The 20,730-nt window shown below is 69.8% G+C and carries 20 protein-coding genes; 13 read left to right on the top strand and 7 right to left on the bottom strand.

The window, feature by feature from the left end:
- Nucleotides 1-112: 112 nt before the first annotated feature.
- The 7 genes from kynA to HRV97_RS09050 all read right to left on the bottom strand — a co-directional run bounded on the left by kynA (nt 113) and on the right by HRV97_RS09050 (nt 7,793).
- Complete coding sequence (gene kynA, locus HRV97_RS09020) at nt 113-952, bottom strand: tryptophan 2,3-dioxygenase (RefSeq protein WP_343044469.1); 840 nt, start codon at nt 950-952, stop codon at nt 113-115.
- A complete protein-coding gene (gene kynU, locus HRV97_RS09025) occupies nt 949-2,154 on the bottom strand; it encodes a kynureninase (protein WP_174193940.1) in 1,206 nt (401 codons plus the stop codon). Before kynU ends, kynA begins: the two co-directional genes overlap by 4 nt.
- Complete coding sequence (locus tag HRV97_RS09030) at nt 2,151-3,071, bottom strand: alpha/beta fold hydrolase (RefSeq protein ID WP_174193941.1); 921 nt, start codon at nt 3,069-3,071, stop codon at nt 2,151-2,153. The genes kynU and HRV97_RS09030 overlap by 4 nt, the downstream gene beginning before the upstream one ends.
- Nucleotides 3,072-3,111: 40 nt before the next feature.
- Nucleotides 3,112-4,626 carry a DHA2 family efflux MFS transporter permease subunit gene (locus HRV97_RS09035; RefSeq protein ID WP_246248654.1) on the bottom strand — a complete coding sequence of 505 codons (1,515 nt, stop codon included), beginning with the start codon at nt 4,624-4,626 and terminating at the stop codon, nt 3,112-3,114.
- Between the two features lie 136 nt (nt 4,627-4,762).
- Entirely contained in the window at nt 4,763-5,932 is a 1,170-nt protein-coding gene (locus HRV97_RS09040) for an HlyD/EmrA/EmrK family protein (RefSeq protein ID WP_174193943.1), read from the bottom strand.
- A complete protein-coding gene (locus tag HRV97_RS09045; protein ID WP_174193944.1) occupies nt 5,929-7,347 on the bottom strand; it encodes an efflux transporter outer membrane subunit in 1,419 nt (472 codons plus the stop codon). Before HRV97_RS09045 ends, HRV97_RS09040 begins: the two co-directional genes overlap by 4 nt.
- Entirely contained in the window at nt 7,344-7,793 is a 450-nt protein-coding gene (locus HRV97_RS09050; protein ID WP_174193945.1) for a MarR family winged helix-turn-helix transcriptional regulator, read from the bottom strand. The genes HRV97_RS09045 and HRV97_RS09050 overlap by 4 nt, the downstream gene beginning before the upstream one ends.
- Before the next feature lie 141 nt (nt 7,794-7,934).
- Between HRV97_RS09050 and HRV97_RS09055 the strand changes: the two genes are divergently transcribed.
- The 13 genes from HRV97_RS09055 to gp17 all read left to right on the top strand — a co-directional run bounded on the left by HRV97_RS09055 (nt 7,935) and on the right by gp17 (nt 20,715).
- Entirely contained in the window at nt 7,935-10,820 is a 2,886-nt protein-coding gene (locus tag HRV97_RS09055; protein ID WP_174193946.1) for a M16 family metallopeptidase, read from the top strand.
- Between the two features lie 90 nt (nt 10,821-10,910).
- Nucleotides 10,911-11,210, top strand: coding sequence for a hypothetical protein (locus HRV97_RS09060; RefSeq protein WP_174193947.1), 300 nt, complete (start codon nt 10,911-10,913; stop codon nt 11,208-11,210).
- Nucleotides 11,211-11,505: 295 nt separating this feature from the next.
- Complete coding sequence (locus HRV97_RS09065; RefSeq protein WP_174193948.1) at nt 11,506-13,743, top strand: putative bifunctional diguanylate cyclase/phosphodiesterase; 2,238 nt, start codon at nt 11,506-11,508, stop codon at nt 13,741-13,743.
- Between the two features lie 370 nt (nt 13,744-14,113).
- Nucleotides 14,114-14,665: a hypothetical protein gene (locus HRV97_RS09070; RefSeq protein WP_174193949.1), complete on the top strand. Its 552-nt coding sequence runs from the start codon at nt 14,114-14,116 to the stop codon at nt 14,663-14,665.
- Entirely contained in the window at nt 14,662-16,011 is a 1,350-nt protein-coding gene (locus HRV97_RS09075; protein WP_174193950.1) for a DNA-packaging protein, read from the top strand. The genes HRV97_RS09070 and HRV97_RS09075 overlap by 4 nt, the downstream gene beginning before the upstream one ends.
- A gap of 163 nt (nt 16,012-16,174) precedes the next feature.
- A complete protein-coding gene (locus tag HRV97_RS09080; RefSeq protein WP_174193951.1) occupies nt 16,175-17,260 on the top strand; it encodes a phage portal protein in 1,086 nt (361 codons plus the stop codon).
- Entirely contained in the window at nt 17,257-17,586 is a 330-nt protein-coding gene (locus HRV97_RS09085) for a DUF6127 family protein (protein ID WP_174193952.1), read from the top strand. Before HRV97_RS09080 ends, HRV97_RS09085 begins: the two co-directional genes overlap by 4 nt.
- Nucleotides 17,574-17,954 (top strand): HK97 family phage prohead protease, encoded by a 381-nt coding sequence (locus tag HRV97_RS09090; RefSeq protein WP_343044470.1) that lies wholly within the window; start codon nt 17,574-17,576, stop codon nt 17,952-17,954. Before HRV97_RS09085 ends, HRV97_RS09090 begins: the two co-directional genes overlap by 13 nt.
- 189 nt (nt 17,955-18,143) lie before the next feature.
- Nucleotides 18,144-19,142 (top strand): phage major capsid protein, encoded by a 999-nt coding sequence (locus HRV97_RS09095; protein WP_174193953.1) that lies wholly within the window; start codon nt 18,144-18,146, stop codon nt 19,140-19,142.
- 244 nt (nt 19,143-19,386) lie between these two features.
- Nucleotides 19,387-19,941: a head-tail connector protein gene (locus HRV97_RS09100; RefSeq protein ID WP_174193954.1), complete on the top strand. Its 555-nt coding sequence runs from the start codon at nt 19,387-19,389 to the stop codon at nt 19,939-19,941.
- Nucleotides 19,938-20,156 carry a hypothetical protein gene (locus HRV97_RS09105; protein ID WP_174193955.1) on the top strand — a complete coding sequence of 73 codons (219 nt, stop codon included), beginning with the start codon at nt 19,938-19,940 and terminating at the stop codon, nt 20,154-20,156. Before HRV97_RS09100 ends, HRV97_RS09105 begins: the two co-directional genes overlap by 4 nt.
- Nucleotides 20,153-20,326, top strand: a complete 174-nt coding sequence (locus HRV97_RS09110; protein WP_174193956.1) for a hypothetical protein — start codon at nt 20,153-20,155, stop codon at nt 20,324-20,326. The genes HRV97_RS09105 and HRV97_RS09110 overlap by 4 nt, the downstream gene beginning before the upstream one ends.
- Entirely contained in the window at nt 20,314-20,715 is a 402-nt protein-coding gene (gp17, locus tag HRV97_RS09115) for a tail completion protein gp17 (RefSeq protein ID WP_343044471.1), read from the top strand. The genes HRV97_RS09110 and gp17 overlap by 13 nt, the downstream gene beginning before the upstream one ends.
- Nucleotides 20,716-20,730 lie beyond the last annotated feature (15 nt).

The following is a 20,730-nucleotide window of genomic DNA, read 5'->3' on the forward strand; positions in this document are numbered from 1 at the left end:
GTCATCGGTGCACGGCGCTGTCAGCGGGTTTGGCGCCTGTCCTACCGTCGGGCCGAACAATCGGTATTTCGGATCAAGTCCAGGATGACGGGTGGGCTCGATCAGCGAGCGGTCACAATTGGGTTCGGACCTGCCAGAGTTCGGGAAACAGCTCGACCTCGAGCATGCGGCGCAGGTACCCGACGCCCGCGGTGCCGCCGGTCCCGCGCTTGAGGCCGATCACGCGTTCGACAGTGGTGACGTGGTTGAAGCGCCAGCGGCGAAAATAATCCTCCAGGTCGACCAGCTTTTCCGCCAGTTCGTAGAGCGGCCAATGCGCTGCAGGGTCGCGGTAGATCGTCGCCCAGGCTTGCGTCACCGCCGGGTCGGTCGCGCGTTCGGCGCGCCAGTCGCGCGTCGGGTCGGCGAGCAGGTCGTGGCGGTGGAGCAGCAGCAAGGCGGCGTCGTAGATGCTGGGCGCAGCGAGGATGTTCTCCAGCGCGGCGAGCGTGTCAGCGCGGTGGCGATGGGGGCCGAGCATCGCGTGGTGGCGGTTGCCGCACAGGAACTCGATCGCGCGATACTGCCACGACTGGAATCCCGACGACTGGCCGAGCGCGTCCCGGAAGGTCGTATACTCGCTCGGCGTCATGGTGCGCAGCACGTCCCACGCGCCGTTCAATTGTTCGAGGATACGGCTGACGCGCGCGAGCATCTTGATCGCATGGGGCAGTTGCTGGCTGAGGATCGCGTCGCGCGCGCTGGTGAGTTCGTGGACCGCGAGCTTCATCCACAATTCGCTGGTCTGGTGCTGGATGATGAACAACAGCTCGTCGTGCGCGGTCGAGCGTGGGTGTTGCGCGTCGAGCACGCGGTCGAGCGCAAGATAGTCGGCATAGGCCATCTTGCCGGCGAAGTTCAGCTCGGCGCCAGCGTGGGGTGGGGCATGGGGCGGGGCTGCGTCGTCGCTCACGTGACGTCCGCGCGGCGCTGGTACTCGGGCGCTTCGTAGGCGCGGGTATCGATCACGTCGGCGAGGATTGTGGCGGCCTGCACCACCTCGGCCTCGGAGAGGTAGAGCGGGGTGAAACCGAAGCGCAGGATGTCGGGCGCGCGCACGTCGCCGATCACGCTGCGCGCGATCAGCGCCTGCATGACCGGGTAGGCATGGTCGTGGCGGAACGACACCTGGCTGCCGCGCGCGTGGGCGTCGCGCGGGGAGGCGAGGTCGAGGCCACAATCGATTTGCGGGCAGCGGCGCTCCACCTCGCGAATGAAGGTGTCGGAGAGGTGGATCGAGGCGGCGCGCACGTCGGTCATGTCGACGCCGTCCCAAGCGTCGAGCGCGGCGTCGAGGATCGACAGCGCGACGATCGGCGGGGTGCCTACGCGCATCCGCTCGATGCCCGCGGCGGGGCGATAGGCGCGGTGAAAGGCGAAGGGTTCGGCGTGGCCGAGCCAGCCCGATAGGATCGGCTGTGCGACATCGGCGTGGCGCGGAGCGACGTAGATGAAGGCGGGGCTGCCGGGACCGCCGTTCAGGTACTTATAGGTGCAGCCGACCGCGAAATCGGCGTTGGCCTGGGCGAGGTGGATGGGGATCGCGCCGGCGGAGTGCGCCAGATCCCACACGGTGATCGCGCCGACGTCGTGCGCGCGTTTCGTCAGCGCGCGCATGTCGTGGAGGCGGCCGGTGCGGTAGTCGACCTCGGTCAGCATGGTGACCGCGACGCTCTCGTCGATCGCGTCGGCGACCCCCTCGGGCGCGACGACCTTCAGCTCGCGCCCGCCAAGTGCCGCGAGCAGGCCGTCGGCGATGTAGAGGTCGCTGGGGAAATTGCCGCTGTCGCTCAACACCACGCGGCGGTCGGCGGGCGCGAGCGCGAGCGCAGCGGCGAGCGCCTGAAACACCTTGATCGACAAGGTGTCGCCGGTGACGATACTGGCGGGCGGCGCGCCGACCAGCCGTGCGATGCGGTCGCCGACGCGAGCGGGCAGCATCATCCAGTCGCTGTCGTTCCACGCGCGGATGAGCTGGTCGCCCCATTGTTCGCGCAGCACCTGTCCGACACGCGCCTCCGCGGCGAGCGGCAGGGGGCCGAGCGAATTGCCGTCGAGATAGATCACGCCCTCGGGCAAGTGGAACAGCGCACGCGTGGCGGCGAAATCGGTCATGCCTGCCCTGTAGGCGCCGTGTGGGTCGGTGCCCAGACGGCGTGCGCGAGGTGATCGAGCACGGCGGCGGCCATGTCGGCGGGTGCCTCACGAGCGGGGAAGTGGCCGACGTCGTCGATGACGAGGCGGCGATAGCCGTTGGTGAAATAGTGCTCCTCGCCTTCCGACTCCGAGGGCGGATCGCAGGCGTCGGCACCGCCCTGGATCATCAGGGTCGGAACCGTGAGGGTTTCGGTGTCGGCGACTCTCGCGCGTGCGGTCGCGAGTGCCGGATCACGCGCTTCTTCCGGCCAGCGGCTGCGGTAGCCGTGAAGCGTCACGGCTACCCAGTCCGGATTACGGAAGCTGTCGGCGGTGCGCGCAAACGTCGCTTCGTCGAACCAGCCCGGCGGGCTCCAATCCTCCCACATGCGACGCGCAAAGCCGATCGGGTCCTCGCGCACGCGTTCGGCGCCGCCGTCAGTGGTCATGTACCATTGGTACCACCAACGCTGCGCTTGCGTGAAGGTGGGTGTGACGAAGCGGCCGCGTGGCACGTAGCCGATCGCGAGCGCGGTAATCGCGGCGAGCCGCTCGGGCTGGAGCGCGGCCATGACGTAAGCGGCGCGGCCACCCCAATCGTGGCCGATCACCGCGAAACGATCCTGCCCGATCGCATCGGCGAGGTCAAAGGCGTCCTGCGCCACGGCGACGCTGGACCCGTCGCGCGGATGCGACGCGTCGCGAAAATGCGTGCCGCCGAAGCCGCGCAGATAAGGTGCGATCCAGCGATAGCCCGCGCGTTCGAGCAGCGGCGCCACACCGTCCCATCCGCGCACGTCGTCGGGCCAACCGTGCAGTAGCAGAACCGGTGAACCACCCGTTGGTCCACCTTGTTCATAGGCGATGTCGAGCGCGGGCGTCTGACAGATCGGCATGGCCGCTCAACCCGGTCGCTGCGCGCCTGTTCCTCCGTGCTCAGTCGGCGGCGACAACGTGGCCCTCGGGCGGGGTCGGGCGGCGGCAGAACCAGACGATGATGAGCATCGATGCGCAGAGATACGCGCTAATGCGGAATAGGTCGGTGGAGGCGAGTAGGTATGCCTGCCCCACCATCTGGCGGGTGACAACGGCGGCGGCCTGTTGCGCGGTCATTCCCAGGCGCATCAGTTGCTCGGTCGCCATCTGGATCGGCATGTTGGTGCCGACCGCCTCGGTCAGGCGCGTCTGGTGCAGTGCCTCGCGCCGGTCCCAGGCGGTGGTGATGATCGAGGCGGCGAATGATCCTGCGACGATGCGGGTGAAGTTGGAGATGCCGGTGGCCGAGGGCAGGCGCTCGGGCGGAATGCGGTCGATCGCGATCGTCAGCATCGACAGGAAGAAGGTGCTCATCGACACGCCCTGCACCAGCAACGGTAGCATGAAGTCGGTGAACGACGCGGTCGTCGTATAGCCCGAGCGCATGTAATAGCTGACCGCGAAGCCGATGAACGCGACGCTGGCGAGCAGGCGCGCGTCGATCTTGCCCGACAGCCTTGCCACGAACGGGGTCAGTACGACGGCGACGAGCCCGCTGGGCGCGGCGACGAGCCCGGCCCAAGTGGCGGTATAGCCGAGTTGGGTCTGGAGCCAGAGGGGGAGGATTAGGATGTTGGCGAAGAAGACGGCGTAGCCGAGCGAGAAGGCGAGGTTGCCGATCAGGAAATTGCGGCGTGCGAACAGCGACAGGTCGACCGTCGGATTGGCGTCGGTCAGCTCCCAGATCACCCAGGCGACGAAGCCGATCGCGGCGACTGCGGTCAGCACGACGATCAGATCGTCGTTGAACCAATCGGCGTTCTTGCCGAGGTCGAGCATGACCTGGAGCGCGCCGACCCAGAGCACAAGCAGCCCGAGCCCGACCGCGTCGATCGGCAGCTTCATCTTGGGCGTTTCGCGCGATTTCAGGTTCGACCAGCAGATCAACGTGACGAAGATGCCGAAGGGCACGTTGATCAGGAAGATCCACGACCAATGGTAATTGTCGGAGATGTAGCCGCCGAGGATCGGCCCCATGATCGGCGCGACGAGCGTCGTCATCGACCAGATACCGAGCGCGGTTGAGCGTTTCTGCGGCGGAAAGATCGAGATCAGCAGCGCCTGGCTGCCGGGCATGATCGGGCCGGCGGTCGCACCTTGCAGCACGCGGAACAGGATCAGCGAGGGCAGGTCCCAGGCGATGCCGCACAGGAACGAGGAAAGCGTGAACAAGGCGACCGCGGTGCAGAACACGCGCACCACGCCGAAACGGCGCATCAGCCAGCCGGTCAAGGGCACCGCGATCCCGTTCGAGACGGCAAAGGCGGTGATGACCCAGGTGGAATTGTCGCTGCTGACGCCGAGATTGCCTGCGATGGTCGGCAGCGACACGTTGGCGATGGTCGAATCGAGCACCATCATGAAGGTGCCGAGCGCCAGCGCGAACGAGGTGAGCGCGAGCTGTCCGCCCGCCATCGCCGGTGGTGCGGCGGGTGCCGCCGCCGCGCGCGCAGGGTTGGCGGCGGGGCGGATCGGCGCGTTGGTCTGCGCGCCGCCGGCGGCCGCGCCTTGGGCGAGATTGGCGGCGTCGGTCATCGCGAAGTCCTGGGGGTCAGCGGTTCGCGGCGATGATCTGGCGGATGTTGGCCTCGACCTGCGGGTCGGTGCCCGTCACCTCGCCCTTGTAGGGGGCAGCGGCGACCTGTGCCAGGCGATTGCCCGCCTTGCTGGCGGTGTCGACCACGGTTTTCACCGACAGGCCGATGCGCAAGGGATTGGCGGCGAGTTCGCGCGGGTTAAGCTCGATCCGCACCGGTACGCGCTGCACGATCTTGATCCAATTGCCGCTGGCGTTCTGGGGCGGCAGGAGCGCGAAGGCGTTGCCGCTGCCCGCACCGACACCCGCGACGCGACCGTGGAAGACGAGATCGTCGCCGTAGGTGTCGGCGGTGACGCGCACCGGCTGGCCGATGCGCAGGTCCTTCAACTGCGTTTCACGGAAGTTGGCGTCGACCCACACGCGGGTGAGGGGCACGACCGCCATCAGCGGCGTGCCGGCGGCGATCTGTTGCCCGACCTGCACCGTGCGCTGCGCGACGACGCCGTCGATCGGCGCCACGACGTGCATGTGACTGCGCATGATCGCGGCGCGGCGGTAGGCCGCGATCGCGGAAAGGACGGCAGGGTTGGTGTTGACGTCGGTGCCCTGCACCGCGCTCTGCGCCTGTGCACGCTGCTGCTGTGCGAGGCGCAGGTTGGCGGTCGCCACCTTTACCGCATCGGCGGCGTGGGACAGTTCCTCGCCCGAGACCGCGCCTTCGGCGGCGGCACCGCGGCGGCGTGCGTAATCGTCGCGCGCGCGAGCGAGTTCGGCCTGCGCCTGGACGATCGTCGCGTCCGATTGCCCGACGCGGGTGATGTCGGCGCGGGTGCCGCGCACCGCGCGCGCGAGGTCGGCGGCGGCAGCGGCGACGTTGACGTCGGCGGTGACGGGATCGAGGTCGATCAACGGTTGTCCCGCCTTCACGCTCTGCGTGTTGTCGGCGTGGAGGGCCAGCACGGTGCCGGGATCGCGCGTGGTGATCGCGACCACGTCGCCCGCGACATAGGCGTCGTCGGTTTCCTCCTCAGGCGGGCTGAGCAGGAAGTGGAATACCGCCCAGACGATCAGTGCGACGAGGACGATCACGCCCAGGATGGCAAAGGCGCGACGGCGCGCGCGGGGCTTGCCGGCGGGGGTTTCCGGCGCGGGTGCGGCAGTATCGGTCGCAGTGTCGGTCATCGGGGCGTCACGTCCTGAGCAGGGTCGAAGCCGCCACCGAGTGCGATGGCGAGTTGCGCGCGCGCGAGCAGCGCGTCGATCGAGAGATTGGCGGCGGCGAGTTCGGCATCGAGCAGCCGCACGTCGTTGTCGACGAGGTCGAGCCGGCTATCGAGCCCGCTCTGCACGCGGATCGCGTTCAAGCGGCCGGTCTCGGCGAAGCCGGAGACGACCTGCTGATGGCGTGCGCGTTCGAGATCGGCGGCGCGGACTTGCGCAATACCGTCGGCGGCTTGGCGCGCGGCGTCGATCACCGACTGGTTGTACTGCGCAGTGGCAACGTCGACGAGCGCGGTCGCACCCTCCAGCTCGGCGCGGAGCCGGCCGTTGTCGAACAAGGGCAGGTGGATCGCCGCACCGCCGCCGGCGGTGCCAGCATCGAGGTCGAGGAAATTGCCGAAGCCGATCGCTTGTAGCCCGACCAGCGCGGTCAGATTAACGTTGGGATAGAAGGCGCGGCGTGCGACCTGCCGCCCGGCCGAGGCCGCCTCGACGCGCGCGCGCGCGGCGGCGATGTCGGCGCGGCGCGAGAGCAGGTCGGCGGGGATTTGCGCCGGGATCGGCAGCGCGGCGTCGGTCGGCAGGCGCGTCGGCCCGATCTGCGCGGCATAATCGCTGCCGCGACCGGCGAGTGCGGCGAGCGCGTTGGTGGCGAGCACGCGCGCGGCCTGCGCCTGGACGAGCACGAGGCGGGCTTGGGCGAGCAAGGTGCCCGCCGCCTGCTGGTCGAGCCGGCTGGCGAGGCGGTTGCGGACGCGCGCGTTGACCAGGCGCACGCTCTGCTCGCGCGCGGCGATGGTGCGGGTGGCAATCGCGGCCTGCCGCTCGGCACGCGCGACCTCGGCGTAGCTCTGCATCACCGACCCTGCGATCATGAGCCGCGCGGCGGCGATGTCATATTGCGCCGCCTGTAGCGTCGCGCCGGCCTGCGCGATCGCGGCTTTCTGTCGCCCGAACAGGTCGAGGTTCCAGTCGAGCCCGGCTTGCGCGGTGCCGATCGCGCGCACGGAGCCGGCGAAGGGCGGCGGGATGGTGTAGCGGCCCGACAGGCGCGAGCCCTGCACCTGCGCGTCGAACGTGGCGTTGGGACCGATTTCCGATCCCTGGCGCGCGAGCACCGCCTGCGCCTGCCGCGTGCGCGCGAGTGCGACGTCGAGCGACGGATTGCCTGCCAGCGCGTCGGCGATCAGCCGGTTGAGCTGGGGATCGCCCACGGTTGTCCAGAAATCGGGCGCGAGTTGGACCGACGGGCCGGTGAGCGCGAGGTCGCTCGCCGCCTTGGGTGTCAGCGTCGGGCGGGTGTCGGGGGGTGTGCAGGCAGCGAGTGCTGTTGCGGCGAGCAGCGCGGTGGTGAGCGGGAGAAACAAGCGGATCATGCGGCAACTTCCAGCGCGCGGCGGAGCTTCTGGAGTTGCGCGATCAGGCAGGCGGTCTCCTCCGCGCTCCAGTCGGCGAGCACCGCGTTCCACAGGTCGATCACCCTGTCGCGGCAGCGCATGGCGACCGCGCGACCCTCGTCGGTCAGCGACAGATTGACGAGGCGGCGGTCGGCATCGTCGCGGTCGCGCTGCACCAGCCCCTTCGCCTCGAGCACGTCAACCATGCGCGTCATCGCGCCCTTGTCATGCGCGAGGTCGCGCGCGAGCGCGGCGCTGTTGGTCTGGCCGAAGTGGATCGCGATCAGCGCCGACCATTGAATGCCGGTCAGCCCCTCGTTCGCGCAGGCCGCGTCGAGTCGCGCGTAACCGAGCTGGTGAACGGCGCGCACCAGATAACCGATCGAGGTGTCGGGAAAGAAATTGTCCCGATTGTAAGCGTTCATGAAAGTTGCAATGGCAATGGTTGCCACGGCAGTCAATAGCGGAGTTGCTGACACGCGTGACAATAAGCCGCACGCGGACCATTGCCGCGCGTCGGGCGGTCGCTATGCTGGCGCAAGACACCATCACGGAGCGTGCCACCCTTGCTCAAGTCGTTCCTCGCCGCCGGCGTCGCGGCCGTCTGCTTTACCTCGCCCGCATTCGCACAGACTGCGACTGCCGCCGCAAAGGCAGCGCCCGCCGCCGCACCCGTGTCGTCGCTGGTGAGTGCGATCGACATTCCGTATCAGCAGTTCACGCTGAAGAATGGGCTGCACGTCGTCGTGCATACCGATCGCAAGGCGCCGGTCGTCGCGGTGAGCGTGTGGTACGACGTGGGGTCGAAGCACGAGCCCAAGGGCAAGACTGGCTTCGCGCATCTGTTCGAGCATTTGATGTTCAACGGCAGCGAGAATGCGCCGGGCGACTTCTTTGAGCCGTTGCAGCAGGTCGGTGCGACCGACTCGAACGGCACGACCTATTACGACCGCACCAATTATTTCGAGACGGTGCCGACTGCGGCGCTCGACCGTGCGCTGTTCCTTGAATCCGATCGCATGGGCTATCTGACCGGCGCGATCACGCAGGGCGTGCTCGACGAGCAGCGCGGCGTGGTGCAGAACGAGAAGCGCCAGGGCGACAACCAGCCCTACGGCCTGTTGCGCTACAAGTTGAACGAAGGGCTGTTCCCCGCGTCGCACCCGTACGGGCACGAGACGATCGGGTCGATGGCGGACCTGGACGCGGCGACGCTGACCACGGTCAAGGACTGGTTCCGCGACCATTACGGGCCGAACAATGCGGTGCTGGTGCTGGCGGGCGACGTCGATGTCGCGACCGCCAAGCGGCTGGTGGAGAAGTATTTCGGCGCGATCCCTGCGGGGCCGAAGAGCGTCGCGCCCGCCGCCGCGATCCCGACGGCGTTGCCGGGGCCGTCAAGCGAGGTGATCAAGGACAATGTGGCGGCGACGCTGATCGTCAAGACCTGGGCGGTGCCGGGGTTGAACGACGATGCGGCCGAGGCGCTGGACGTGGCGGCAGGCGTGCTCGGCGGGCTGGAGAGTTCGCGGTTCGACAACGAGCTGGTCAAGCGCGAGAAGCTGGCCGTGCAGGTGTCGGCGGAGAATGAGAGCTTCGCCCAGGTCGGCACGTTCAGCATCTCCGCGGTGGTGCGCCCCGGTGCCGATCCGGCGGTCGTGTCAAGGCGGATGGACGAGATCCTGGCCGAGTTCCTGAAGAACGGGCCGAGCGCGGACGAGGTCAACCGTTACGTGACGCAGACGGTGTCGCGGCGGATCGGCGGGCTCGAGTCGGTCGGCGGGTTCGGCGGCAAGGCGGTGGCGCTGGCCGAGGGGGCGCTCTATTCGAACGATCCGGGTTACTACAAGAAACAGCTAGCCCGGCTGGCGGCGCAGACGCCCGCGAGCGTCAAGGCGGCGGCGGACAAGTGGCTGTCGCGGCCGAGCTATTCGGTGTCGGTGGTGCCGGGCAAGCGCGACGCTTATGCCGAGGCGAAGGTGCCGCCCGCGGTGCAGGTGGCGGCCGCCCCTGAGCAGGCGCCGAAGGGCACGCGCGGGCCGCTGCCCGCGGTCGGCCAGGTCGCGGGATTGAGCTTCCCCAAGGTCGAGCGCGCCAAGCTGTCGAACGGGATCGAACTGGTCTACGCGCAGCGCGGCACCGTGCCGATGACGCAGGCGGTGCTGAGCTTCGACGCGGGCGTGGCGGCGGATGTGGCCGACAAGCTCGGCACACAGGCACTGACGCTGGCAATGATCGACGAGGGGACGCGAGAGCTCAACTCGGTCGCGCTCGTCGAGGCGAAGGAGCGGCTGGGCGCGTCGATCGGGACGGGGAGCTCGGCCGACCGGACCACGCTGTCGCTGCGGGTGCCGAGTGCCAATCTGGCGGCGGCGTCGCAGATCTGGGCCGACGTGGCGCGCGCGCCCGCTTTCCCCGAAGGCGAGCTGGGGCGCGTCAAGACGCAGCAACTGACCGCGATCCAGCAGGAGCTGACCAGTCCCGAGGGGCTGGCGCGGCGCGTGCTGCCCAAGCTGATCGCGCCCAATTCGCCTTATGCCAAGGCGCAGGGGTCGGGCGATCCGCGTGCGGTGCAGGCGCTGACGCGCGCCGACCTGGTCGCGTTTCAGCAGGCGTGGTTGCGGCCCGACAAGGCCAAGATCTTCGTCGTGTCCGACCGGCCGCTGCCTGAGATCCGGAAGGTGATGGAGCAGCGCTTCGGCGACTGGCGCGCGAGCGGTGCGGCGGGGCAGAAGGCGTTTCCGCGCGTAACGGAGGCGACCCGCCCGCGCGTCGTGCTGATCGACCGGCCCGACAGCCCGCAGTCGCTGATCGTCGCAGGCGCGCCGACAGGGTTGAAGGGCACCGACGAGCTGCTGCCGGTCGAGGTCGGCAACGACGCGCTGGGCGGCAGCTTCCTGGGCCGCATCAACATGGACCTGCGCGAGACCAAGCATTGGTCCTACGGCGCGTTCGGCGGCTTCCGCCGTTACGAGATGGCGGCACCCTATCAGGTGCAGGCGCCGGTGCAGGCGAACCAGACCGGCCCCTCGATCGCGGCGATGCGCGGCGACATCGCGGGCTATGTCGGGCAGCAGCCGATGACGCAGCCGGAGTTCGACCGCGCGATCAACGGCGCGACGCGGTCGCTGTCGGGCGATTTCGAGACGGCGGGGGATGTGTTGAACGCCATGCAGCAGAATGATTTGTACAAGCGGCCGGGCGATTATTACGCGACGATCACGCAGAAGTATCGCGCGCTGACGCTGCCCCAAGTCAATGCGGCGACCAGGGCGGCGATCGATCCAAACAAGTTCGTGTGGGTCGTGGTCGGCGACGCGCGCGTGGTGCAGCCGCAATTGGGCGCGGTCGGCCTGCCGGTGGAGGTGATGCCCGCCGCATCGGTGGTGTCGCCGACCGGCGCGCCCGCTGTCAGCACGGCGCAAAGCAGCGGGGCGGCCGCCGCGCGGTGATGATGGGCGCGGTCGATCAGCCGCGCCGGCAACGCGCGGCGCGGTGCCGCGTTGAGCGACATTCGAAACGGTTTCGCAAAGGAGAGCAAGATGGCCAATCTCGACGGCACCTATGATTGCACGGTGAAGTCGCCGCTGGGCGACCAGAATCTGACGCTGACGGTCAAGACCGAGGGCAACAGCTTCTCGGGCCAGGCATCGGGCGCGATGGGCGCGTCCGACGTGTCGGGCGAGGTCGAGGGCGACACGCTGAAGTGGAAGCAGCAGATGACCTCGCCGATGCCGATGACGCTGGATTGCAGCGCGACGATCAACGGCGACACCGTGACCGGCCAAGTCGGCGCGGGCGCGTTCGGCAGCTTCCCGTTGTCAGGCACGCGCACGGCATAATTGCCCTGTCGAATACGTAAGCAGGAGCGCGTCGCCCGGTTGCGGGCGGCGCGCTTTTTCGTGGAACGGGTGGACCGCGCGACTCGGGCGTGCGGCAAGCGGCGCGAGCCCAAGCAGTTTTCGTCCACGACCGAGAACTTTTGCCGAAACAGGCATCGGCTCAACAGGCGAAGGGCCGTCAGTCGCAGCAGAACCGCGACCAATGTCTATGATTTAAGCGGGTAATTGTTAACCGGATACACACGCTACTCGTCCAGAACCTCCGCAATGGAGCCATTGCTCGTTAGGGAGTGATATGACGCTGGACGAAGCGCAACGACTCGCATGCCTCGCCGATTACGGGGTGATGGGAACCGCGCCGGAAGACACGTTTGACCGTTTAACGGCACTGGGCTCCGCTTTTCTCAAGCTGCCGATGTGCGCGGTGAACCTGATCGGCGACGACGAGCAGTGGACGAAGTCCGCGCAGGGACTTCAACCCGGCAGCACGCCGCGCCACCTCTCCTTTTGTACGCACACGATCCAGGGCACGGAGCCGCTGATCATCGCGGACGCCGCGCAGGACGCGCGTTTTCGCTCGAACCCATTCGTCACCGATGCGCCGCACATCCGATTTTACGCCGGTGTCCCGCTCATCAATGCCGAGGGCATGAGGCTCGGCGCGTTCTGCGTGCTGGGCGACCAACCGGTTCACGATTTCGGCGAGGGCGAGATCGACCTGCTCAAGCGGCTGGGCGCGATCGTCACCGACCGGTTGGAGACGCGGCGCAGCACGCTCAACCTCGCGACCGCGGACGGGTTCGCCGGCGCAACCGCGCTGGCGCTGGTGCTGGCGAGTGCGGATGGGCGCGTCCGGTTGTGGAATGCCGCGGCCGAGCGGATGTTCGGTTATTCGGCGGATGAGATGATCGGCCAGCCGCTGACCCGCATCATGCCCGAACGGTTCCGCACCGCGCACGTCAACGGGCTGTCGCGGGTCGTCGCGGGCGGCGCGTCGACGCTGTCGGGCAAGAGCGTCGAGGTGGTCGGGTTGCGCGCGGACGGCTCCGAGTTCCCGGTCGAATTGTCGGTGTCTGTGTGGCAGGGGCCGGCGGGTGTCGAGATCGGCGCCAATCTGCAGGACATCACCGAGCGCCGCGCACGCGCGGCCGCGTTGCAGCACATGGCCTCGCACGACAATCTGACCGGGCTGCCCAATCGTCACGGGTTCGAGGAGAAGCTGCGCGCCCAGTGCGAGAACGGTGGCGCGGCTTCGCTGATCGTGCTCGACCTCGACGAATTGAAGGTCATCAACGACACGCTGGGGCACGCCACCGGCGACCTGTTGCTGCAGATGGTCGCGGTGCGCCTGTTGGCGATGATCCCGGCCGATGCCGCGCTCGCGCGCGTCGGCGGCGACAGTTTCGCGGTGCTGCTGCCCGGCGACGACCTGATCCGCGTGTCGCACGTGGCGCGAACATTGTTGTCGGCGACCAAGGATGCGTTCGCGGTGGGCGAACGCAATCTGAACGTCGCTTTCAGCATCGGCGTGGCGGTGGCCCCGTTGCACGGTGCCGATGCTGCGCAATTTATGGTCCGTGCAGATTTGGCGCTGCTGGACGCGAAAAAGGCGGGCGGTCGGACGTTTCGCCTGTTCAACGCCGGGATGGAGGAACAGCTCGCGGCCAGGCGTGCCTTCAACGACGAGCTGTTGCAGGCACAGGCGCGCGGCGAGTGGGAGCTGGTCTATCAGCCGCAGGTCTGCTTGTCCGACGGGCGGCTGATCGGGGCCGAGGCGCTGCTGCGCTGGCGTCATCCACGACGCGGGCTGCTGGCGCCCGGCGCGTTCCTGCCGGCGTTGGAGAAGCATTTGCTGGCGTATGACGTCGGTTGCTGGGTGCTGGACGAAGCGTGCCGGCAGCTCGTCGCGTGGCGCGCCAAGGGACTGGCGCTCGAGCGGATCAGCGTCAATCTGTTCGCCGCGCAGATCGAGGCTGGGACGCTGAACGAGGTGGTGGCGGCGACGCTGGAGCGCCACGCGTTGCGGCCGCAGGATCTGGAGCTGGAGATCACCGAGACGATCGTGCTGCGCCACGACGACGAGGCGCTGGAGCCGCTGCGGCAGTTGCACGAATGTGGCGTATCGATCGCGTTCGACGATTTCGGCACCGGTTACGCCTCGCTCAGCACATTGAAGCGCTTTCCGTTGTCGCGCCTCAAGATCGATCGCAGTTTCGTCGGCGATATCGAGCGCGAGCCGCACAGCGTGGCGATCGTATCGGGGGTGGCGAGCATCGGCCGCGCGCTCGACCTGTGCGTGATCGCCGAAGGGATCGAGACCGAGCAGCAGGCGGCGCTGGTCGAGAAGCTCGGTTGTACCGAGGGGCAGGGCTATCTGTTCGGCAAGCCGTTGGACGCGGCGACGTTCGAGCAGATGTCGTTCGCGCGCGGGATGCGCGAAGTGTGGGCATGTTGTTGGTGGCGAATGACTGAAGGCGGGGCGCTGTCCGGATGCTGCCATGACGAGGATGCGAGAAGCGGCTTGACAGCGTGACGCTGTTTGTGTACAAAACAGGAACATCGAGATGGTGTGACACCCGATCGGGTGACGAAAGGGCCGGGCGGCCGGGGTGATGCACTCCGCCGCGCCGGCCCTTCGTCGTTCGGGGCGCCGGGCGCCGGGCGCGGGTGGCGGCCGTGCGGCTGTGCCGGGGCGGGTATGGGCTCCGGGCGTCGTTTGGCGCGTTTCGCGACCAGCGTGGCGCGCGTTCTCTCGGCATCCTCGGATCAGGTCCGGGGTCGCGCTTCTGGGACAGTGCAAGAGAAGGCAGCGGGATCCCGGATCAAGTCCGGGATGACGAAGGTGGTTGGTTGGGAACCGCTCTGGGCGCGGGCGGTGCGGATGGGCGAGGGGGAGAGCAGACATGGACGAGAAGGGGGCGGGCGGCGCGTTGGTGCTGCGCGGGGGAAAGTTGCGGCCGGTGCAGCGCGCGAGCGTGAAGCGCAACGGCTTTTCCCAGGCCGGTCGTGCGCGCTTCATCGAGGTGCTGGCGGCGACGTGCAACGTTAAGCTGGCGACCGACGCAAGCGGGGTGTGCGGAAGCGCGATCTATAACACGCGGCGGCGTGATCCCGCCTTTGCCGCGGACTGGGACGCGGCACTGGCGAGCGGGTACGACCGGTTGGAGGCGGAGGCGCTGCGCTACGCGCTGGAGCGGTTGCCGGTGATGGTCGATCCCGGCGCGGCGGGCGAGAGCGACGTCGCGCGCGACGTGATCGCGCGCAGCCCGGCGGCGGCGCTGGCGGCGGGTCGCGCGAGCGAGGCGGACCTGCGCTTCGTGCTGGCGATCCTCAACCGCTACGCCGGGGCGGTGAGGGGCGAGCGCGCGATCCGGCAGCCGCGGCCGAGCGAGGCGGACACCGACGCGCGGCTGACCGCGCTGCTCGATACGCTCGAGCGGCAGATGGCGCGATGAGCGGCGGGAGCGGGGCGACGGGGAGCGGGGCAACGGAGAGCGGCGACGCGTCGCCGGTCGAGCGGCTGGCGCAGCTGTCGCCGGCGTATCGGCAGCGGATCATCAGCAAGTTGCCGGTCGGGTTTCGGCGCGAGTTGGCGGAGCGGTGGCGCTTGCGCGCGCACGACGGGCAGCTCGCACCGCCGGGCGACTGGCAGGTGTGGCTGATCCGCGCGGGGCGCGGGTTCGGCAAGACGCGCGCGGGGGCGGAATGGGTCAATGCCGCGGCCAAGGCGCGCGCGATCCGCGTCGCGCTGGTCGGCGCGACGATCGAGGACGCGCGGCGCGTGATGGTGGAGGGGCCGAGCGGGGTGATCGCGGTGGCGGGAGCGGATGTGCCGCTGGTGTGGAAACCGGCGCGCGGCGAGGTGCGCTGGCCGTCGGGCGCGGTGGCAACGGTCTATTCGGCGGCGGCGGCCGAAGGCTTGTGCGGGCCGGAACATCACCTCGCCTGGGCGGACGAGCTGGGCAAGTGGAAGGGGGTGGAGGCGTGGAACAACCTGCTGATGGGCCTGCGGCTGGGGGATGATCCGCGCGCGCTGGTGACGACGACGCCGCGCACCACGCAGCTGATGCGGCAGGTGATGGCGGCACCGGGCACGGTCGAGACGCGCGGGCGTACGCGCGACAACCCGCACCTGCCCGCGCGGTTCGTGAGCGCGATGGAGGCGGCGTACGGCGGCACGCGGCTGGGGCGGCAGGAGCTGGAGGGCGAGATGATGGCGGACGTGGTGGCTGCGCTGTGGACGCGCGCGCTGCTCGACGCGCAGCGGGTGACGCCCAGGCGGGTGCCGGTGCTCAGGCGCGTGGTGGTAGGGGTCGACCCGCCGGCGAGCGCCGGGGGCGACGCGTGCGGGATCGTCGCGGCGGGGCTGGGCGTCGACGATTGCGGCTACGTGCTGGAGGATGCGAGCGTCGCGGGTGCCTCGCCCGAGAATTGGGCGCGCGCAGTGGCGGGGTGCGCTGCCCGGCACGGAGCGGACCGGGTGGTGGCGGAGAAGAACCAGGGCGGCGACATGGTCGGGCACGTGCTGCGTACCGTCGACGCTGGCTTGGCCGTAACGTTGGTGCACGCGAGCCGCGGCAAGGCGGCGCGCGCGGAGCCGGTGGCGGCGCTCTACGAAACGCGGCGGGTGTGGCACGCGGGCGCGTTCCCGGCGCTGGAGGACGAGCTGGCGGGATTGCAGGCGGGCGGCGGGTACGAGGGGCCGGGCCGATCACCCGACCGCGCCGACGCGTGCGTATGGGCGCTGAGCGCGCTCATGCTGGGCGCGCGGGGCGAGGCGAGCGTCAGGGTGTTGGGGTAGCGGCGCGACGCGCAGGTTCGGCGACGGTGCTCGCGTGGTCGCTGAGAAGCGGGATCCCGGGTCGAGCCCGGGGTGACGGGTAGATGGCGGCGGTGGTGTTTCTCCACCCGCTGCGCGGGCAGGCGTGCGGGGCGTCGCGGCTCACGGAATAGGGGACAGACAGATGGCATGGTTCGGGTGGAAGCCCGGGCGCGAGGGGTCGCGTCCGGCGTTGTCGCGGGTGCTGGGTGGCGGGGTGCGCGCCGCGTCCGGTGAGTGGCCGCAAGGATATGAGGCACAGGTGCGTGCGGGGTACTGCCGCAACGCGGTGGCGCAGCGCGCGGTGAAGCTGCTGGCGGAGAGCGTGGCGCGCGCGCCGCTGAACGTCGGGGACGATGGCTTGCGCGCGCTGGTGACGCAGCGTGGGCTGTTGGAGACGGTGGCGGCGCAGATGTTGCTGCACGGCAATGCGTTCGTGCAGCTGGGGCTGGGTGAGGACGGGCGGCCCGCCGAGCTGTTCGCGCTGCGTCCCGAGCGGGTGACCGTGGAGCCGGACGCGCAAGGCTGGCCGGCGGCATATCGCTACACGGTGGCGGAGCGGGTGACGCGCTTGCCGGCGGAGAGCGTGATCCACCTGCGCGCGTTCAACCCGGTCGACGACCATTACGGGCTCGGCTGCCTGGGTGCGGCATCGGGGGCGATCGCGATCCACAATGCGGCGGCGGCGTGGAACAAGGCGCTGCTCGACAATGCGGCGCGCCCCAGCGGCGCGCTGGTGTACGATGCGGGCGATGGCGCGACGCTGTCGGCGGAGCAGTTCGCGCGGTTGAAGGAGGAGATGGAGGCGGGGTTCCAGGGCGCGGCCAATGCGGGGCGGCCGATGCTGCTGGAGGGAGGGCTCAAATGGCAGGCGATGAGCCTCTCGCCCGCCGACATGGATTTCGTGGCGACGAAAGCGGCGGCGGCGCGCGAGATCGCGCTGGCGTTCGGCGTGCCCTCCATGCTGCTCGGGCTGCCGGGCGACAGCACGCACGCGAACTACAAGGAAGCGAACAAGGCATTGTGGCGGTTGAGCGTGCTGCCGCTGGCGGGTGCGATCCTGGGCGCGTTGCGCGACGGGTTGGCCGGGTGGTTCGGCGAGGCGGTGCTGGAGGTCGACCTCGACATGGTGCCGGTGCTGGTCGAGGACCGCGAACGATTGTGGCGGATGGTGTCGGCGGCCGAGTTCATCACGCGCGACGAGAAGCGCCAGATGGTGGGCTGGGCATGAGCGCGGGTGCGGGCGCCGTTCTGGCGCAGTTGCTGGCGCAAGGTGCCGAGCGCGGGGCCGACATGGCGACGCTGCGCGGGATCGCGGAGGAAGCGGGCGAGCTGGGCGCGACGCGCGCGCTGACGCGGCTCGGCCTCGCCGACGATGGTGCGGGCGCGGATGTGGCGGAGCTGCGTGAGTTGCTGAAAGCGTGGCGCGACGCGAAACGATCGGCGTGGAAGGCGCTGGTCGCGTGGGTGGCGCGGATGGCGTGCGCGCTGCTGCTGCTCGGGCTGGCGGTGAAGCTGGGGGCCCTGAAGTTGGGAGTGGGGGAGTGGGTCAAGTGATCCGCGTCGAGGGCTATGCCGCGGTGTTCGACCGCGTCGATCGCGCAGGCGACGTGGTGCGCCGCGGCGCGTTCGCGGACGTCGCGTGCGTGCCGCTGCTGGTGCAACATCGCGGGCAGGCGGTGGGGCGGATCGAGGCGATCGGCGAGGATGCGCGGGGCCTGCGCGTCGTGGCGGTAGTGGAGGATGCGGGCGTCGCGCGGGCGGTGGCTGGCGGGGCGCTTGCCGGACTGTCGGTCGGGTACCGCGCGCGGGCGGTGCGGCGGGGCGTGTGGCGCGAAATCGTGGGCGCCGAGCTGGCGGAGGTGAGCCTGGTCGCGGTGGCGATGCAGCCGGCGGCGCGGGTGGAGCGGGTGAGCGCGGTGTAGCGACCGGTTCTCGCGGCTGGGTTCGGAGCGGTTGCGAGAAGAAGCGGGATCCCGGGTCGAGCCTGGGATGACGAGGGTGGGGCGGGTGCCCTCCGTATCAACAATTTCGGTTCGGGCGGGGCTGGGGCCACGTCCGGGTGGCCTCGTTCGCGTGTGCGGGCAGGGTGTTTTTCGTGTGGGAGAATAAGCATGAACGATGTGGTGGTGCGGCCGGTGTTGGACGGTGCGCGTGCGGTGGCGGGTGCGTTCGACGGTTTCGTCAGGTCGGGCGCGGTGATCGAGACCAAGGCGTTCACCGGGGTGACCGGGGATGCGGGGGGCTTCGCGATCCCCAAGGAGATCGACGCGGTGATCGACGCGACGCTCAAATCGGCGAGCCCGATCCGCGGGATCGCGAGCGTGGTGGAGGTGGGCTCGGCGGGCTATCGCAAGCTGGTGACGACGGGTGGCACGCCGTCGGGCTGGGCGGCGGAGGCGGACGCGCGGCCGGGAACGGCGACGCCGGTGTTCGCCGAGATCGCGCCGCCGATGGGGGAGCTGTACGCCAACCCGTCGGCCAGTCAGGCGATGCTGGATGATGCCTTGTTCGACGTCGAAGGCTGGCTGGCGGGCGAGATCGCGGCCGAGTTCGCCAAGGCGGAGGGCGCGGCGTTCGTGAACGGCAGCGGGGTCAACCGGCCGCGCGGGTTTCTGCAATCGCCGACCAGCAACGCGGGTGACGCGACGCGCAGCTTCGGAACGCTGCAACATCTCGCCAGCGGGGCGGCGGGTGATTTCGGCGCCGGCGCGCCCGAGCGGTTGATCGACCTGGTGCAGTCCTTGCGCGCGCCGTACCGGCAGGGGGCGACGTGGGTGATGAACGCGTCGACGATGGCGCGCATCCGCAAGTTCAAAACGAGCGACGGGCAATTTCTGTGGCAGCCGAGCCTGGTCAGCGGGCAGCCGGCGACCTTGCTCGGCTATCCGGTGGTCGAGGCGGAGGACATGCCCGACATCGCCGCCAACAGCCTGTCGATCGCGTTCGGCAATTTCCGCGCGGGCTATCTGATTACGGAACGCAGCGAGACCAACGTGCTGCGCGATCCGTATTCGAACAAGCCGTTCGTGACCTTCTACGCCACGAAACGCGTCGGCGGGTGCGTCTCGAACAGCGAGGCGATCAAGCTGATGAAGTTCGCCGCCGCGTGACATGCGGGCGCCCTTGGATTGCCAAGGCAATCCAAGGAGTCGCCACGGCGGGCAGCGGGCGCGGCATCGCCGCGTCCGTCTGACGGTGGGGCGGGCGTGGCGATCAGGACGCTGACCGGTGAGCGGGCCGTTGCGCTGATCTCGGGGGATAGTGGCCGCGCTGAGGGGCGCGCCGATCGTGTCGCGCGGGCGATCCGAGGCCGCGCGTCCGGCGCGCGGGCGGATGGTCGGGAAAGGAGGCGAGATGACGGAAACGGCGGAGGTGGGGTTGAACGGCCTCGGTGCGGTGACGCTGGTCGGGGCGGACCGGGCGGGCGCGGTGGCGGCGGTGAAGGTGCTGCTGCGCGCGAGCCTGGACAATGACGACGTGCTGGTGGCCGCGATGGCGGAGACGGCATTAGGGGTGGCGGAGCAGTTCCTGAGCCAGGTGCTGATCGCGCGCGAGGTGTCGGCGGTGGTGGAGGCGAGCGTGGGGTGGCAGCTGCTGCCGATCGGGCCGGTCAGCGCGATCACGGCGGTGACGGCGGTGGGGACCGCGCTGCCGATCGCGGATTACGCGGTCGACGTGGATGCAGCCGGGCTCGGCTGGGTGCGGGTCGGGCGGCGGGCGAGCGTGATCGCGCGCGCCGGCATGAGCGAGGACTGGGCGGGGTTGCCGGCGGCGGTGCGGCACGGCGTGGCGATGCTCGGGGCGCATCTGTTCGAGGATCGCGGTGGGGCCAAGCCGGTGCCGGTGGCGGTGACCGCGCTGTGGCGGCCGTTCCGGCGCATGACGCTGGCGCAGGCGGTGCGGGCGTGAGCGCGGCGCTGGAGCCGCGTGCGCGGGTGGCGGCCGATCGGCGCGCGGCGCGGGCGGTGGCGGCAGTGGTGGCGCGGCTGGCGGCGCGGTTGCGTGATGTTCCGGGCGTGGCAGTCGAGGAAAGTGACCGGCGCGTGGTTGTGAGCGGGGCGGGCTTGCACGCGCGGCGGCTGGATGAGGCGCGATTGCGCGATGTCGAGGGATGGCTGCGGTGAGGGCGGTTGGCCCAGGTGCGGTGGCCGCGCGACTGGCGTCGTGGTGGCGCGGCGTGCCGGGCTTCGTGGCCGAGGGAGGGGAGGGGCGTGTGGCGGTGAGTGACGTGGTGCTGCACGAGCGGCGGGTGGAGGAGGCGCGGTTGCACGACCTTGCCGGGTGGCTGCGGTGAGCGGGGCGGGTGCGGTGGCGGCGGTGCGCGCGGGCGTGCTGGCGCGGTTGCGGATGGTCGGCGGCATCAACGGCGTGTGGGAGGGGGCGGGCGTGAGCGCGGCGGCGCCGTTCGTGGTGCTGGGCGACGTGGCCGCGAGCGACTGGGGCACCAAGGACGCGGTCGGGCGCGAGTTGCGCGTGGCGGTGACGGTGCGCGACCGCGGCGACAGTCCGGCGCGGGTGGAGACACTCGCCGGCGAAGTCGAGGCAGCGGTGGCGGCGCTGCCGCGCGAGCTGGATGGCTGGCGGGTGGCGAGCGTGGTGCTGCTGCGGTCGAGTGTGGTGGCGAGCGGCAAGGGCGCCTGGGCGGCGATGGTGGATCATCGGGTGCGGGTGCTGGCGGGATAGGTGCGCGGGCGCGTC

The organism is Sphingomonas hominis (genome assembly GCF_013328205.1).
Taxonomy (GTDB): Bacteria; Pseudomonadota; Alphaproteobacteria; order Sphingomonadales; family Sphingomonadaceae; genus Sphingomonas; species Sphingomonas hominis.